The 15,526-nt window shown below is 67.0% G+C and carries 13 protein-coding genes; 9 read left to right on the top strand and 4 right to left on the bottom strand.

The features are described 5' to 3' along the window. The first annotated feature begins 28 nt into the window (after positions 1–28). The 4 genes from fadD17 (at position 29) to BST10_RS22445 (ending at position 4,464) form a co-directional block, all read left to right on the top strand. Positions 29–1,549 carry a long-chain-fatty-acid--CoA ligase FadD17 gene (gene fadD17 / locus BST10_RS09050; RefSeq protein ID WP_083037637.1) on the top strand — a complete coding sequence of 507 codons (1,521 nt, stop codon included), beginning with the start codon at positions 29–31 and terminating at the stop codon, positions 1,547–1,549. A 203-nt stretch (positions 1,550–1,752) separates the two neighbouring features. Further along, entirely contained in the window at positions 1,753–2,445 is a 693-nt protein-coding gene (locus BST10_RS09045; protein WP_083037504.1) for a lasso peptide biosynthesis B2 protein, read from the top strand. Continuing rightward, positions 2,445–4,238 carry an asparagine synthase-related protein gene (locus tag BST10_RS09040; protein WP_083037503.1) on the top strand — a complete coding sequence of 598 codons (1,794 nt, stop codon included), beginning with the start codon at positions 2,445–2,447 and terminating at the stop codon, positions 4,236–4,238. The genes BST10_RS09045 and BST10_RS09040 overlap by 1 nt, the downstream gene beginning before the upstream one ends. 58 nt (positions 4,239–4,296) lie before the next feature. After that, positions 4,297–4,464, top strand: a complete 168-nt coding sequence (locus BST10_RS22445) for a lasso RiPP family leader peptide-containing protein (RefSeq protein ID WP_109559461.1) — start codon at positions 4,297–4,299, stop codon at positions 4,462–4,464. Between the two features lie 26 nt (positions 4,465–4,490). Here BST10_RS22445 and BST10_RS09035 read toward each other — a convergent pair whose 3' ends face one another. Then, a complete protein-coding gene (locus tag BST10_RS09035) occupies positions 4,491–6,371 on the bottom strand; it encodes an ABC transporter ATP-binding protein (RefSeq protein ID WP_083037502.1) in 1,881 nt (626 codons plus the stop codon). Between the two features lie 301 nt (positions 6,372–6,672). Between BST10_RS09035 and BST10_RS22440 the strand changes: the two genes are divergently transcribed. After that, positions 6,673–7,335, top strand: coding sequence for a DUF3298 domain-containing protein (locus tag BST10_RS22440; RefSeq protein ID WP_235673642.1), 663 nt, complete (start codon positions 6,673–6,675; stop codon positions 7,333–7,335). A 9-nt stretch (positions 7,336–7,344) separates the two neighbouring features. On the opposite strand, the gene BST10_RS09025 is transcribed toward BST10_RS22440, so the two are convergent. Then, positions 7,345–7,776, bottom strand: coding sequence for a DUF6636 domain-containing protein (locus BST10_RS09025; protein ID WP_083037501.1), 432 nt, complete (start codon positions 7,774–7,776; stop codon positions 7,345–7,347). Between the two features lie 144 nt (positions 7,777–7,920). Here BST10_RS09025 and BST10_RS09020 point away from each other — a divergent pair, with 144 nt between their 5' ends. Together BST10_RS09020 and BST10_RS09015 are read left to right on the top strand one after the other, a co-directional pair. After that, complete coding sequence (locus tag BST10_RS09020) at positions 7,921–8,721, top strand: serine hydrolase (protein WP_235673643.1); 801 nt, start codon at positions 7,921–7,923, stop codon at positions 8,719–8,721. Between the two features lie 42 nt (positions 8,722–8,763). Next, a complete protein-coding gene (locus BST10_RS09015; RefSeq protein ID WP_083037499.1) occupies positions 8,764–10,317 on the top strand; it encodes a succinic semialdehyde dehydrogenase in 1,554 nt (517 codons plus the stop codon). A gap of 4 nt (positions 10,318–10,321) precedes the next feature. Here BST10_RS09015 and BST10_RS09010 read toward each other — a convergent pair whose 3' ends face one another. Beyond that, positions 10,322–11,737, bottom strand: coding sequence for a WS/DGAT/MGAT family O-acyltransferase (locus tag BST10_RS09010; RefSeq protein WP_083037498.1), 1,416 nt, complete (start codon positions 11,735–11,737; stop codon positions 10,322–10,324). A 64-nt stretch (positions 11,738–11,801) separates the two neighbouring features. Continuing rightward, a complete protein-coding gene (locus BST10_RS09005) occupies positions 11,802–13,451 on the bottom strand; it encodes an acyl-CoA synthetase (protein WP_205277429.1) in 1,650 nt (549 codons plus the stop codon). A gap of 60 nt (positions 13,452–13,511) precedes the next feature. Here BST10_RS09005 and BST10_RS09000 point away from each other — a divergent pair, with 60 nt between their 5' ends. Together BST10_RS09000 and BST10_RS08995 are read left to right on the top strand one after the other, a co-directional pair. Further along, entirely contained in the window at positions 13,512–14,312 is an 801-nt protein-coding gene (locus BST10_RS09000; RefSeq protein ID WP_083037496.1) for a crotonase/enoyl-CoA hydratase family protein, read from the top strand. Continuing rightward, positions 14,312–15,334 carry an NAD-dependent epimerase/dehydratase family protein gene (locus BST10_RS08995; protein WP_083037495.1) on the top strand — a complete coding sequence of 341 codons (1,023 nt, stop codon included), beginning with the start codon at positions 14,312–14,314 and terminating at the stop codon, positions 15,332–15,334. Before BST10_RS09000 ends, BST10_RS08995 begins: the two co-directional genes overlap by 1 nt. The last annotated feature ends 192 nt before the right edge of the window (positions 15,335–15,526 follow it).

Below are 15,526 nucleotides of genomic sequence, written 5' to 3'. Positions count from 1 at the left end.
GCACCATTGCAGCACTAATGTGACCAGCATGTCAGCACCGGCTCTCATCGACGAAAAACCCACCGTCACCGGGCTGCTGGCCCCGCTGGCCGACGTCGACGACCGCGGCGTCTACTACCTGGACGATTTCATCAGCTGGCGCAGCCACATCGCGGCCGGCGCTCGGTTGGGCGCCGCGCTGCACGCCAGGCTCGATCCGGACAAGCCGCCGCACGTCGGCGTGCTGCTGGGCAATACCCCGTTCTTCTCGACACTGTTGGTGGCGGCCGCACTGACCGGCCTGGTGCCGGTGGGACTCAACCCCACCCGCCGGGGGACAGCCCTGCTGCGCGACGTGGCCCACGCCGATTGCCAGCTGGTGCTGACCGACAACAGCACCGATGCCGAGGTCGCCGGCGCGATCGATGTCGAGTCGCCCTCCTGGGCCGACGAATTGGCCGGCTTCGGCGATGCGTCGGTGACGTTCCGCGCCGCCGAACCCGATGACCTGTTCATGCTGATCTTCACCTCGGGCACCAGCGGGGATCCGAAGGCGGTGCGCTGCACCCATGAGAAGGCGGCGGCCCCCGGGCTCATGCTCGCCCAGCGGTTCGGTCTGACGTCCGCTGATGTCTGCTACCTGTCGATGCCGCTGTTCCACTCCAACGCGGTGATGGCGGGTTGGTCCGTGGCGCTGGCGGCGGGAGCATCGATCGCATTGCGCCGAAAGTTCTCGGCGTCAGGGTTCATTCCCGACGTTCGCCGCTTCGGCGCCACCTACGCCAACTACGTCGGCAAACCGCTGTCGTATGTGCTGGCCACGCCGCAGCGGCCCAACGACGCCGACAACCCGCTGCGGATCCTGTACGGCAACGAGGGCGCGCCGCGGGATCTGGAGCGGTTCGCCGAGCGGTTCGACTGCACCGTCATCGACGGTTTCGGCTCCACCGAGGGCGGGGTGGCGATCGGCCGCACCCCGGACACACCGATCGGTGCACTGGGCCCCTTGACGGGCGGGAACACCATCATCGACGTCGATACCGGCGAAGAATGCCCGCCGGGCGTGGTCGGCGAACTGGTGAACACCAGCGGACCCGGCCAGTTCCGGGGCTACTACAACGATCCCGAGGCCGAAGCGCAGCGGATGGCGGGCGGGATCTACCACACCGGCGACCTGGCGTACCGCGACGACGCCGGGTATGCCTACTTCGCCGGCCGGTTGGGGGATTGGATGCGGGTGGACGGCGAGAACCTGGGTACCGCGCCCATCGAACAGATCTTGCTGCGGCACAACGCTGTCGTCGAGGCGGTCGTTTACCCGATACCCGATCCCGCGGTGGGTGATCAAGTGATGGCAGCACTGGTGCTTGCCGCGGGGGCATCGTTCGACGTGGATGAATTCCGGTCATTCCTGGCCGAGCAACCCGACCTGGGACCCAAGCAGTGGCCGTCGTATGTCCGGGTGGCCGCCGCGCTACCGCGCACCGAGACGTTCAAGGTGCTCAAGCGGGTGCTGTCTGCCGAGGGCCTGGAGTGTGCCGATCCGGTGTTCCAGATCGAGCGCCCCTGAGGAGGGGCCGGGGCTACGTCTCCGGCCAGCCGACACACCTTGCCGGGAAATGGGCTTACCGCTACTATTTCGGAAATCTCTTCGAGTTGGCGCACCACAGGGCTATTTCGGACCGCCACCGAGCATCCACCCGGCCACGAACGACATCGGCAACCTCGTGCCGACCACGGCGTCGCCTCGACACCCCACCGGACGCAAACATCGTGACCCATCCGGCGCCCACACACCCGCCGCAGCTGTTCTGCGCGCCGAACCTGCGCTGCGCCGAGGTGGCCGGACAGCTGGTGGTACTGGATCTGTCCGCGGGCGTCTACGACGTGATCAACGAGGTCGGTGCGGCCATGTGGGCACAACTGACGCGGTTACCCGACGAGCGCAACATCACCGGCCTCGCCGAAGAGTACGGCGTCGCGCCTGCCACGCTGGAAGCCGACTTCGCCGACTTCGCCACGGCCCAGCTTGCCGCGGGTCGCCTCGTCACCGATCAGCGGACGACGCCGCCATCCGTCGAGCGGTCACCGCGGCGCACCCCGACCATTCTGCGCGCGTTGCGGGAACGTGTTGCCGCAGAGCGTGATCTGCGAAGGGGCTTTGCAACGGCCTACGCGAATCGGGTAGGGCCGACGGCCGACACCGCTGCGCCGCGCACCGCCGTGGAACTCTTGATGAGACGCTTCCGGATCGCCGAGGGCCTCTACCCGGCCCGCCAGGCTCCGCTGGATTGTTTGCCGCGCTCGCTCGCTCTGACCCGCTTTCTGCGAACCGCCGGTTGGCCGGCTCGGCACGTGATGGGCGTGGCGCTCTACCCGTTCGAGGCTCATGCCTGGGTGGAGTTGAACGGGACCGCCCTGAATGAGGGTGACCTGCGGCGCTTCACCGTGATCCAGCAGGCGTGATGCAACCGGCCCGGCCATCACTGGATGGATTCCTGGTAGCGCTGCCCACCGAGACACCGGCACGTGTCCACGGGTGGCCTGGATTTCAGCGGGTCGGCGAATCCGCGGTGTGGTTCCATGGCTTCCTCGCGAGCCCGGCATCGCTCCGACGGGAGCTGGACCTGGCGAAGTCGGCACCCTTGGCGCAGATCGTGGCGGCTGGATTGCGGCGGTGGCCTGCCGACGCGGCCGAACGTATGGTCGGCGAGTACGCCGCAGTGGTGGTGGACGGCCCCGACGCCGTCCTGTTCGGGGATCGCATGGGCCTGCGCCCGCTGTACTTCGCCTGCGGGGCGGACGGCACCGTGGTGTCGACCGACCTCGGCGCCCTGGCCCGCCAGACCGGTGCCTGGCATGAACCCGACGAGGACTACCTGGCCGATATGTTCAGCACCGGCTTGCATCTGGGGCCCCGAACGCCGTATCGCGGCATAAGCCGGCTGCAACCCGGCGAGTTCGCCAGCTGCCGGGCGGGCCGCCTGCGGGTACGAGGTGGTTGGCGTCCCCTCTCGGAACCGCGTCCCGGAACCTTCGACGAGCACCAGGATCTACTGCGCGCGACCGTCAAACATGCTGTCGCGGGGGCATTGTCGTCTGACGGTACGGACGCCGTCGAGTTGTCGGGCGGGCTGGACACCTCGACCGTCTTGGCGGTGGCCACCGGCATCGCGCCGATACATGCGCTCAGCTTCGTCCATCCCGGCTCCCCGGGCAGCGACGAGTCGTCTTGGATCCGGGCTGTGCTTCGATCGACGCCGGCACCGTGGCATCCGATCGACGCCACCGAGCACGGGCCCTTCACGGCGGGGCCGGAACTGGGCACCTTCCTGCCGGCACCGACACGCCGGATTCTCAACTGGGCGCCCAGCGCTGCCGAGGAGGCTCTTGCGAGGGGGCTGGGGGCGTCGACGATTCTCACCGGCGAGGGCGGGGACGCCGTGTTCTTCGCGGGCCTGCTTCCCTGGTACTTGGCCGACCTGTTGCGCACGGGACGATGGGCGCAACTACAGCGCGAGTCGCTGAGATGGGGCGCCCAGTCCGAACTGGGGCGTTCCGCCGCGTTCTGGGTACGGCGTGCGGCGATCGACGGGCTGCGGCGATGGCGAAGCGGCCGGACGCTCACGCTGGAACCACCCCGGCCCATCGCCGCATCGGCACCGTGGTTACGCCAGGCCTACATCGAGCGTCACCGCCTGCAGCACCGGGCACAGGTCACCACGACCGTCCGTGCGCGGTCGGTGCACGGCCAGGCCGTCGTGGAGAACGTCCTGCGCTGCGTCGAGTTCGCCAGATCCCGCCAGCTGTTCGCCCCGGAAGGCGTCGAACTGCGTCATCCGCTGTTGGCGCCGTCGTTGGTCGACGTGGCAATGACCACCCCGTGGGACATCGCCGCAGATCCTCGGATCGACCGTGCCGTGCAACGGTACGCGTTCGCCGGGCTGGTCAGCGAGACCGTACTTCGCCGGCGATCGAAGTCGATCGCCGACGAGGCGATATTGCACGGCTTTGAGCGCCATCCCCGCTGGCGCGAATACCTCGGCGCGAATCCGCAGATCGTGCAGCGCGGCTATGTCGACGCCGACGCCTGGGACCGCGCGCTGCGCTCCGCCGGCCGCATCGGTGCGGTGACTCAGTTCTACACCGCGATGCAGATCGAGGTCTGGCTGCGCCACCTGCATTACGCGGCCGACCCGACACAACGGATTGCCGAGTCAGAGTACTTTAGTCCCGGTTCGGCGGATTCCGGGAATTGATCATTGGTAGCTCGTACACTTTTGTAGCAAACAGGAACCCGATCACGGAGGTCTTACGGTGCAGAGCTACTCTTCCCCACAGGTGGTGCGCGTCGGGGACGTGCGTGATGCCACCCAGGGCAGCGGTAACTACCTTTCCGACAGCAGTACCGGCTACGGCTACATGGGCTGGTACAGCCGGCACTACGACACCCCCGACACGGTGGCACCGCTGCCGCCGCGCTGACGGCCGCCGCCGCGCGCCCGCCCCGGTCAGCGGAGCCCGTTGTCCGGCCGTTGAGTTGGCGCGGCCAACCGATCACCGCTGAGCAATGCGGGATCCGCATTGTCCGCTGCGTACAGGCGCGTGTACAGGCCGCCGATCGCGAGCAATTCGTCATGGGTGCCCTGCTCCACCGCACGCCCCTGGCTGAGGACGATGATCCGATCGGCCACCGAGGCAATGAAATCCATGTCATGGCTGACTACCAGGCAGGTTCGATCGCCGGCATATTCGCGGATCACTGCGGTCACCCTCGCCCGCTGATCCGCATCCAGGTTCTCGGTCGGCTCGTCGAGCAGTAACACCTCGGGCCGGCGGAGCAGGCACCGGGCGAAGGCGATCAATCGCTTCTGGCCTCCCGACGGCACCTCCACATCGATGACGGTGTCGTAGCCGTCTCGCACCTTAGCCGGGTCGCAGATCACGCTATGAACGTGCGCCAGCTCGCATGCCGCTTCGATGTCACTGTCGGTGGCGTCCTGTCGGCCCAGCCGCACATTTTCGCGGATGGTGTCTTTCAAGAAGAACGGGAACTGCGCAAGCTTGGACACCTGCTCACGCAGCGAATGCAGCGTCACATCGCGGATATCGCGGCCGTCCAACAGGATCCGGCCCCCCTGTGGATCCAGGAACCGGAGCAACAGATTGAAGACGGTCGACTTGCCTGATCCGATCGGACCGACCAGCGCGACCGTTTCTCCCTCCGCGATCGAGAATGACAGCCCGTCGAGTATCTTCTGGTGCGGCGAGTAACTGAATGTCACGTCGTCGAATACCACGTTGCCGCGGACCTCACCGAGCGGCGTGGCGTTCGGTCGCTCCCGCACGGTCGCCTCGGTGTCGAGGAGTTCGTACGTTGACGCAATGTGCGGAAGGATCGACTTGTACGTCGTGTACGCCAACACCATCCGCTGCACCGCCGCGAACATCGTTGGCACGTAGGCGATGAACACCACCAGGCCCGCGAAGGTGAGGCCGAAACGGTTGCTGAATGCGATACCGGTGATCAACACCAGCACCGTACTCAGTGCGATGAAAACCTGAACTCCGTTGGCCGCGGCCTGCATCCAGATCCTCATCGCGGCCATATTTCTCGTTGCGGACGTCGACGAGATGCGGAACAACTCGTTGCGTTGCCGTTGGGCATTGAAGACCTGAATCTCGGCGATACCACTGGTGGTCTCCGCGAGTTCGCTGCTCATGGCGCGGTTTGCCATCATCGCCCGTCGGGTGGCGGCCTGAAGCCTCTTTCCCGCGAGGCGAAGTGCCATCAGCGCCAAGGGGGTCAACACCAGCGACACGATCGTCATCTGCCACGACAGCGCCAGCAGATAGCTCAATGCGATCAGCAGCACCACGGCGTCGACCGCCGGTGGGACAAGGCACTCGGTCAAGAGCCGCTGAACACACGGGGCCTCTTGCTGTACTCGCTGGATAAGCGCACCACTGCGCGCACCTATGAAGAAATCCAGTGACAGCGATTGAATATGGCCGTGAACGCGCTGGAGGATCGCGCTGAGCAGCTTCCGCTCGACGTGTGCGCCGACCCAGGCGTTGGCGAAACTCAGGGCTTGCGCGAGCACCAGCGAAACCGCCCATACCGCCAGCAGCGTCGCGAAAGTCACCGGTGTTGTCAGCCAACCGAATATACCGGTGGACCCATCGCTTTCGCGGCTCAGCAACGCCCCCCGCGAGCCCCACACGTCAGCCAGATTGCCGTCCATGCCCGCAACTGCGACCGCCTGCATCAGCGGCCCGAACGCCGCGTTGGACACGAACGGCAGCGCGGTGACGAACAACCCCAGCAGGACCGAGAGCAGTACCGTGCCGCGGACCGTGTGCAGCATGACCAGGCTGCGTCGGATGTACATGGACCCGCTCCTCGATCAAGGCGTCGGCAGGGTTGTCAGTCCGCGACACCGCTTTTCCCAGCGCAAACCCGGTGACAGTGAGATGATCTGCTGATGTCGTTCCAGTAACCCGCCGACCACAGCTTCTGTGGCCAACCCGGAAAGCCCTGCGCGCCTGATGCCCCACATCGTCACGACATCCCTCGCAGCAATCGTCGCAGTGGCGTTCGTTTCGGTGACATCATGCGGCAACACCGAATCGCGTTCGGCAACACCGCAACCGACTTCGACTCAGGCGTCACCTCGGACGCCTGCCGACCCCATGCCAGCCGCCGCCTCGGAATCGGGAGAGTCCAATGGCAAGACGTATACCGTCGCGGCCGCCACGATCGCCGGAGCCACTCCGGACGGTGGCGGACGCTGGCACGCCGAGGTCGCTCAGGTGTCCGGTGGTGACCCCTCGGTGGCCGAGGCGTTCAACAAGGCCGGTGACGCCTCGGCCCGCGGCCAGATCGAGCAGGTGCGCACCGATGCGGACTCGGTACCGTCGTGGACCTTCGAAGTGAAGTCCGAGTTGTTCTTTCGGCCTACTGCGCTCGCGCAACTTCTCACCGGTGTGTACTACGCGCACGGGGCCGCCCATCCGAACAACTACGTCAGCACGGTCGTCATCGACAGCCGTAGCGCCAGGCCCATCACGTTGAGCGACCTGTTCTCCGATGAGCAGGACGGCCTCAACCGGCTCTCGGAACAGACCAAGCGGATATGGCCGACGGTCTACGGTGACGGTGGCGAGCCGATGCTCGACGAACCCGGCAACCGGCCGATCGCGGAGAACTTCGCGAACTGGATTCCGACCGCCGACGGCTTGGAACTTCATTTCGCCGACTACCAGTTCGGGCACGGTTTGCCGGTGATCACCGTGCCGTGGGCGGCGCTGACCGACGTGCTGGCGCCCGACATGGCGGTGCTTGCACAGCGGTGAGCACAAGGCTCAGAAGAGCCGGTAGGAGTCGCGTGCGATCTCGAACCCGTGACCGTCGCGGTTCTCGCAACGGATACCGGAGGTCTCGCTGACGCAGCTGTAGCCGGGCATCTTCTCGCGATCCCCGTACTGCAGCGTGCGCGCGTCGCCACCGAAGGTGGTGTCGCCGGCGCAGACGAACTCCGGCTTACCGGTGGCCTCGAGGTTGATGCCCTGGCCGTATCCGGTCTGACTCGGACAGTCTGCCGGCCGGGGCGGCGGCGACCAGTCCCGATCCCGGACGTCGCACCGGACCCAGTCCGAATCGGCCAGGCATGCGATGTTTCCGCTGGGAGACTCGAAGAAGTGCATCTCCGACTCGGCGGCGGCAGCGGCAGCGCCGCCGATCGCCGCGGCGGTCAGAGTTGCGGCGGCGACCACTGCGTGGACGAGGGCTCTCATACCGAGACGATAATCCAAAATAGAAATGAGTGCGGTTCTTCGCGAACCTTTTCCGTATCGGTGGCCTCGAAGGGTGGGGTATGGCTGCCGACCCGCCCCACCGACCACCGCGATTTCCGCCGCTTGGCACGCAATACTGAAGTAATGCCTGCTGCCCGTCGAGCACTCGTCGCGGCCCTGGTCACCGTGTTGGCCCTGGCCTCCCCTGTTTTGCCGGCCTCCCCCGCCGCCGCCGATCCGCTGCAGCCCGCGTTCGCGCAGCTCGCCGGCACCATCCCGGCCACCATCGGTATCGCCTACGCCCCGGTCGGCCAGAACCGCACCGGCACGCTCGGTACCCTGCAGAACGGGGTGGCCTGGTCGACCATCAAGGTCCCGCTGGCAATCGCGGCGATCCATGCCAACCGCCCGAATGCCCAAGACCTCGCGGCCAGAGCCGTCACCGCCTCGGACAACGACGCCGCCGAACAGTTGTGGTCTGAGCTCGGGCCGGCGCCGCAGGCCGCCCAGCAGGTGCAGGCCGTGCTGCGGGCCGGCGGTGACACCGGCACCGCGGTCGAATCCCGGCGGCTGCGGCCCGAATTCAGCGCCTTCGGCCAGACGCAGTGGCCGCTGGCCCGCCAAGCGGTGTTCGCCGCTCACCTGCCGTGCATGCCAGCTGCCGCACCCGTGGTCAGCCTGATGAAAAACACCGTGACCAACCAGCGCTGGGGCCTGGCGAAGATCGGCGCACCGACCAAGGGCGGCTGGGGCCCCGGCACCGGTGGCGGCTACCTGGTGCGGCAGTTCGGCATCGTCGGTACCCCGCGCGGCGATGTCGCGGTGGCGATGGCCGCCGAACCGAACAACGGCAGCTTCGATGCCGGGGTGGCCGCGCTCGACCAGATGACCGAGTGGCTCAGCGCCAATGCCGCCGCGCTACCGGGCGGCCGCTGCGCCGGGTAGGTTGGCGGCTAACCACTTGTTACCCGCGAGTAGGAGACAGCCATGCCCGCTCCGTCCACCGCAGAATTCGACCGGCTGCGCGCGCTGGTCGCCATCGATGACGCTGACGCCCGCCAGTCGAAGACCATCGACGAGGTCTTCACCGGCAAACCACTGACCACCATCCCGGTGGGCACCGCCGAGGATGTGACAGCGGCCGTCGCCAAGGCCCGCGCCGCCCAGCAGCAGTGGGCGGCCCGCAGCGTCAAGGAGCGCTGCGCGATCATCGAGCGCTACCGCGATCTAGTGATCGCCAACCGGGACTTCCTGATGGACGTCGCCCAGGCCGAGACCGGCAAGGCCCGTTCGGCGGCCCAGGAGGAGATCGTCGACATCATGCTCAACGCGCGCTACTACGCGCGCCAGGCCGCCAAGTTGCTGGCCCCCAAGCGGGTGCAGGGTCTGCTGCCGGGCATCGTCAAGACCGTGGTCAACCACCACCCGAAGGGCGTCGTCGGGGTCATCTCACCGTGGAATTACCCGATGACACTGTCGATTTCGGACGCCATCCCCGCATTGCTGGCCGGTAACGCCGTGGTGGTCAAACCGGACAGCCAGACCCCGTACTGCACGCTGGCCAACGCTGAACTGCTGTATCAGGCCGGTCTGCCGCGTGAGCTGTTCGCGGTGGTGCCCGGCCCGGGGTCGGTGGTGGGGACCGCGATCGTGCAGCAGTGCGACTATCTGATGTTCACCGGATCCAGCGCCACCGGCCGTTCGCTGGCCGAGCAGTGTGGCGCCCGGCTGATCGGGTTCTCCGCGGAACTGGGCGGCAAAAACCCGATGATCGTCACCAAGGGCGCCGACCTGTCCGAGGTCGCCAAGGCCGCCACCCGCGCCTGCTTCTCCAACGCCGGCCAGTTGTGCATCTCGATCGAGCGGATCTATGTCGAGCGCGAGATCGCCGACGAGTTCGCCAGCAAGTTCGCCGAGCAGGTGCGTGCCATGAAGCTCTCGGGCGCCTACGACTTCTCCGCCGACATGGGCAGTTTGATCTCCGAGGACCAGATCAAGACCGTCTCCAACCACGTCGATGATGCGAAGGCCAAGGGCGCCAAGGTTATCGCCGGCGGAAACGCCCGTCCGGACCTCGGACCGCTGTTCTTCGAGCCAACCGTGCTCACCGACGTCACCGACGAGATGGAGTGCGCACGCGACGAGACGTTCGGCCCGGTCGTGTCGATCTACCCGGTCGACAGCGTCGAAGAGGCCATCGCGCGCGCCAACGACACCGAGTACGGTCTCAACGCCAGCGTGTGGGCTGCAACCAAGGCGCAGGGTGAGGCGATCGCCGCCCGGATCAAGTCCGGCACCGTCAACGTCGACGAAGGCTACGCACTGGCATTCGGCAGCACCGCGGCGCCGATGGGTGGGATGAAGGCGTCCGGGGTGGGCCGCCGCCACGGCGCCGACGGCATCCTGAAGTACACCGAGTCGCAGACGGTCTCCACCGCCCGGATCCTGAACTTGGATCCGCCGCTGGGCATCTCGGGCCCACTGTGGCAGAAGCTGCTGACCCCGATGATCCGTCTGGTGCAGGCACTACCCGGCCGGTAGTGCTTCAACGCCTCCCGGCCCGGGGCTTACTCCGACCGGCGGCGTGCTCCAGATCCGCCAGCGCCGGTTCGATGGCATCGGCCATCTTGTGGATGTCCTCGGCGACTTCCGGCGTGGTCACGAACCCGAAGTCGAGGTGGTCGCGATAGGAGAAACAGGTGATGTTCAGCGCCACATCCATGACCGGCGGCCCCAGCGGCACCAGCGATTCCACTTCCGCGCCGGCCATGTAGAGCGGGAACGACGGGCCGGGAACGTTGGAGACGACGAGGTTGATCGGGGCGAGCCGATTCGACAGGCCGGTCGCGGTGTAGGCGCGCGCGGCAAGCTGCAGCAGCCCGGGCGGGGTGGTGTCGGTCAGTCCCATGATCTGGTGCGCAGACAGCGCCTTGGCCATCTGCTTGGCGCTCTGGGTGTTCTCGTGGATCATCTTGAGCCGCTGACCGGCGCCCTCGAGATCGGTGGCCAACGACACCGTCATCGAACTGACCTTGTTGCCGACCTCGCCCTGGCTCGCCTCGGTGCGGGTCGACACCGGGATCTGAGCGACCAACGGCTTGTCCGGCAACTCCCCGCGCTCACTCAGATATTGCCGGACGGCGCCGGCGACCATGGCGAGCACGACGTCGTTGAGTTTCACGCCGTAGGCGTCCTTGACGGCCTTGACCCTGGCCAACTCGACGCGGCAGGCGGTGATCCGCCGGTGCGGCGACACGCTGGCATTGAACCGGGTCACCGGGGCGTCGAAGTAGCGTGGCGGTTTACGTGCCACGCCCAGACCGATCGTGGCGATCTGCTGACGGACGGTCTGTTGCAGCAACCGGCCGATGCGAAACGGCGTCATGACCGCGACGTTGACCAGCGCACCGATGGCACGGCGCTCGAAGCTGGGAATGCCGTCATCGGTTGGCGATCCGATCGCTTGCGGTTCCGGTGGACGCGGCTCCGGCGTGACGTCCAGCATGATCTCGGAGAGGCCCGCGCCCGAGACGCCGTCGACGATCGCGTGGTGCATCTTGGTCAGCGTCGCGACCCGGCCGCCGTTGACCCCCTCGATCACCCACACTTCCCACAGCGGTCGGGAACGGTCCAGTTTGTAGGACATCAACCGGCCTACGAGCTCTTCGACCTCGCGGCGCCCGCCCGGGGCCGGGACGCCGATACGCCGCACATGGAAGTCGATGTCGAGTTCGTTGTCTTCGACGAACCACGGCCGGTCCAGACCCAGCGGCGCACCGGCGACCTTCCAGCGCAGCTGCGGCAGTTGCGGTAGTCGCTCGATCAGAAGTTGGCGGACCAGCTCAAAACTGTAATTCGGTGCCTGGCTGGTATCCAGGATCGCCAGCCCACCGATGTGCATGTGCCAGCCCGCAGTCTCGGCAGACCAGAACGCGGCGTCGACGCCCGAAAGTCGCTGCATCGACCGAGACTAGCCCCGCGACCCCGGTCACCGGATGCGGATCGCGGGAATCTCGCTGGGCGCATCACATGTGGTTGGCGTGTACCTCATCGGCGGGACGGGCTTCGGTCTGCTCCTTGGCCCACCGGTAGTCGGGCTTGCCGGCCGGGGAACGCTTGACCTCGTCGACGAACCACAGACTGCGGGGCACCTTGTAGCCGGCGATCTCGGTGCGTGCGCAGGTGTTGATCTCCTCCAGCGACGGTCGAGCATCGCCGCGCGGCTGCACCACCGCGGCCACGTGTTGGCCGTAGCGGGCGTCGGGCACGCCGACCACCAGGGCGTCGAACACGTCCGGGTGGGTTTTGAGGGCGGCTTCGACCTCCTCGGGGTAGATCTTCTCGCCCCCGGAGTTGATCGACACCGAGCCGCGACCGAGCATGGTGACGGTGCCGTCGGCCTCAACCTGCGCGTAGTCGCCGGGGATGGCGTAGCGCACGCCGTTGATGGTGCGGAAGGTTTCCGCGGTCTTCTTCTCGTCCTTGTAGTAGCCGACGGGGATGTGGCCGCGCTTGGCGATGATGCCGCGCACGCCGGAGCCGGGCTGGACTTCGTTGCCGTCCTCGTCGAGCACCACGGTGGTCTTGTCGATGGTGACCCGGGGGCCGCCGGTGTGCGCCTCGCCCTTGGCGACGATGCTGGTGCCACCGAAACCGGTCTCGCTCGACCCGATGGAATCGGTGATGATCCGGTTGGGCAGCAGCTCCAGCAGCTTCTCCTTGATGCTGGGGCTGAACAGCGCCGCGGTGGATGCCAGCAGGAACAGCGATGACAGGTCGTACTCTTCGCCGTCGGCCTGGGCGGCCAGCAGCGCGTCGAGCAGCGGGCGCGCCATGGCGTCGCCGGTGAAGAACAGCAGGTTCACCTTGTGGTCGTGGATGGTGCGCCAGACCTGATCGGGGTCGAATTCCGGTGCCAGCACCACGGTTTGGCCGCTGAACAGCGACATCCAGGTTGCCGACTGGGTGGCGCCGTGGATCATCGGCGGGATCGGGTGGCGGATCATCGGCGGGTTGGCGGCGGCCTGCTTGGCCAGGTCGTACTCGTCGGCAATCGGCTCGCCGGTGGCGAAGTCGGTGCCGCCGAACAACACCCGGTAGATGTCCTCGTGGCGCCACATCACGCCCTTGGGGAACCCGGTGGTGCCGCCGGTGTAGAGCAGGTAGATGTCGTCGGCGCTGCGCGGGCCGAAGTCGCGCTCCGGTGAGCCCTGCGCCAGTGCGGCCTCGAACTCCACACCGCCGTAGCGGGCGTAGTCCAGATCGCTGCCGTCCTCGACCACCAGGATGGTCTTGACGTTCGGGGTGTCGGGCAGGACCCGGGCCACCCTCTCGCTGTACTGCCGCTCGTGCACCAGCGCGACCATGTCGGAGTTGTCGAACAGGTAGCGCAGCTCGCCCTCGACGTAGCGGAAGTTGACGTTGACCAGGATGGCGCCGGCCTTGATGATGCCGAGCATCGCAACGACGATCTCGTTGCGGTTGCGGCAGTACAGGCCGACCTTGTCGTCCTTCTTGACGCCCTGGTCGATCAAGTAGTGGGCCAGCCGGTTGGCCTTCTCCTCCAGTTGGGCGTAGGTCAGCTGCTCGTCCCCACAGATCAGGGCAACCCGATCCGGAACGGCGTCGACGGCGTGTTCGGCGAGATCCGCGATGTTGAGAGCCACACCACACAAACTAGAACGTGTTACATTTCGTTTTCAAGTCGAGGCCTCAACGCGGAAAGGCGGACGCCGGTGAGCGAGTCGTCACAACAGCCCCACGCCCTGGTTGAACAGCGCGGACACACGCTGATCGTCACGCTGAACCGGCCCGAGGCCCGCAACGCGTTGAGTGGCGAAATGCTGGCGATCATGGTCGAGGCCTGGGACCGGGTGGACAACGACGACGAGATCCGCTCGTGCATTCTGACCGGGGCGGGCGGCTACTTCTGCGCGGGCATGGACCTCAAGGCGGCCAACAAGAAGGCGCCTGGCGACTCATTCAAAGACGGCAGCTACGACCCGTCGCGCATCGACGGACTGCTCAAGGGCCGCCGGCTGACCAAGCCGCTGATCGCCGCGGTCGAAGGACCCGCAATCGCCGGGGGCACCGAGATCCTGCAGGGCACCGACATCCGCATCGCCGGGCAGAGCGCCAAATTCGGCATCTCCGAGGCCAAGTGGAGCCTGTACCCGATGGGCGGCTCCGCGGTGCGTCTGGTGCGCCAGATTCCCTACACGATGGCCTGCGATCTGCTGTTCACCGGTCGGCACATCACCGCCGCCGAGGCACTGGAGATGGGCCTGATCGGCCACGTGGTGCCCGACGGTGCCGCGCTGGACAAGGCGCTGGAGATCGCCGAGCAGATCAACAACAACGGTCCGCTGGCGGTGCAGGCGATGCTGCGCACCATCCACGAGACGGAGGGCATGCACGAGAACGACGCCTTCGCGATCGACACCAAGATCGGCATCAAGGTGTTCTTGAGCGAGGACGCCAAGGAGGGGCCGCGCGCCTTCGCCGAGAAGCGCAGGCCCGAGTTCAAGAACCGCTGATGCGGATCGCGGTCACCGGCGGCACCGGCTACGTCGGTGCCCACACCGTCAAGGCGATGTTGGAAGCCGGGCACGCGGTCCGGTTGTTGGTCGCGCCGGGCTGCGGCGACGAGCCCGTCCTCCCCCGGCTTCGCGAGTTGGGCGCACTGGAGGTGCTCAACGGCGACATCCGCGACACCGCAGTGGTGACCGCGCTGCTGGACGGCTGCGACGCGGTGCTGCACGCCGCGGGGGTGGTCGGCACCAACGATCGGCAAGAGAAGTTGATGTGGGACATCAACGCCTATGCCACCGAGGCGATCCTGACCCGCGCGGTGGAAGCGCGGCTGGACCCGGTGGTGTCGGTCAGTTCGTATAGTGCGCTGTTCCCGCCGCCCGACGGTGTGATCGGCCCGGACTCGCCCACCGTGCCCGGGCGCAGCGCCTACGCCCGCACCAAGGCCTACGGCGAGCGGGTGGCCCGGCGGCTGCAGGACGAGGGGCACCCGGTCGTCGTGACCTATCCCTCCAGCGTGGTCGGTCCGGCGTTCTGGACGGCACCCGGCGTCACCGAGCGGGGCTGGGCGCCGATCGTGAAGTACCGGGTGGCGCCGGTAGTGCGCGGCGGCATGGCGATGGTCGACGTCCGCGATGTCGGCCGAGTGCATTCGTCTTTGATGCAGCCCGGTCGAGGCCCGCACCGCTACCTGTGCGGCGGGATCATGGTCGGCTTCGACGAGATGATCGCCGCGGTGGAGCGGGGCCTGGGCAAGCCGGTGCGCCGAATCCGGGTGGCCCCCAGCGTTTTCAAGGGCATCGGCCGAGTCAGCGACCTGGCCAGCAAGCTGCTGCCGCTGCCCGAGTCGCTCAGCTACGAGGCGGCCTGGCTGCTGACCTCGGCCACCCCGACCGACGACTCGGCCACGTTGGCGGATCTCGGCTTGCAGTGGCGTTCGCCCGTGGAGGCGATTGTGGAGTCTTTGCGGGCTGGGCTCAGCCCCGCTGCGCCGGTCCTGCCGCCAACCATCCCGCCGAACGTGTAACCACTGCGAAATTTCGGTGGCATTTTCGCAGCCAGTACACGTTCGGCGGTTGTGTCAGTGGTAGTTGGCAGACTCCCGCCATGGCGACACCGTTCCTGGGCAGCGAGGCCGTCCGGGTCGCGCCCCGTGGGGTGGTGTAAGTAGGGCCAGCGTTTCCGCGTGAGGCTCTGTGGTTTTCACTATGCCGTGAGA

Source organism: Mycolicibacter algericus DSM 45454, assembly GCF_002086455.1.
Taxonomy (GTDB): Bacteria; Actinomycetota; Actinomycetes; order Mycobacteriales; family Mycobacteriaceae; genus Mycobacterium; species Mycobacterium algericum.
This window is presented reverse-complemented; position numbering and strand designations above follow the sequence as displayed.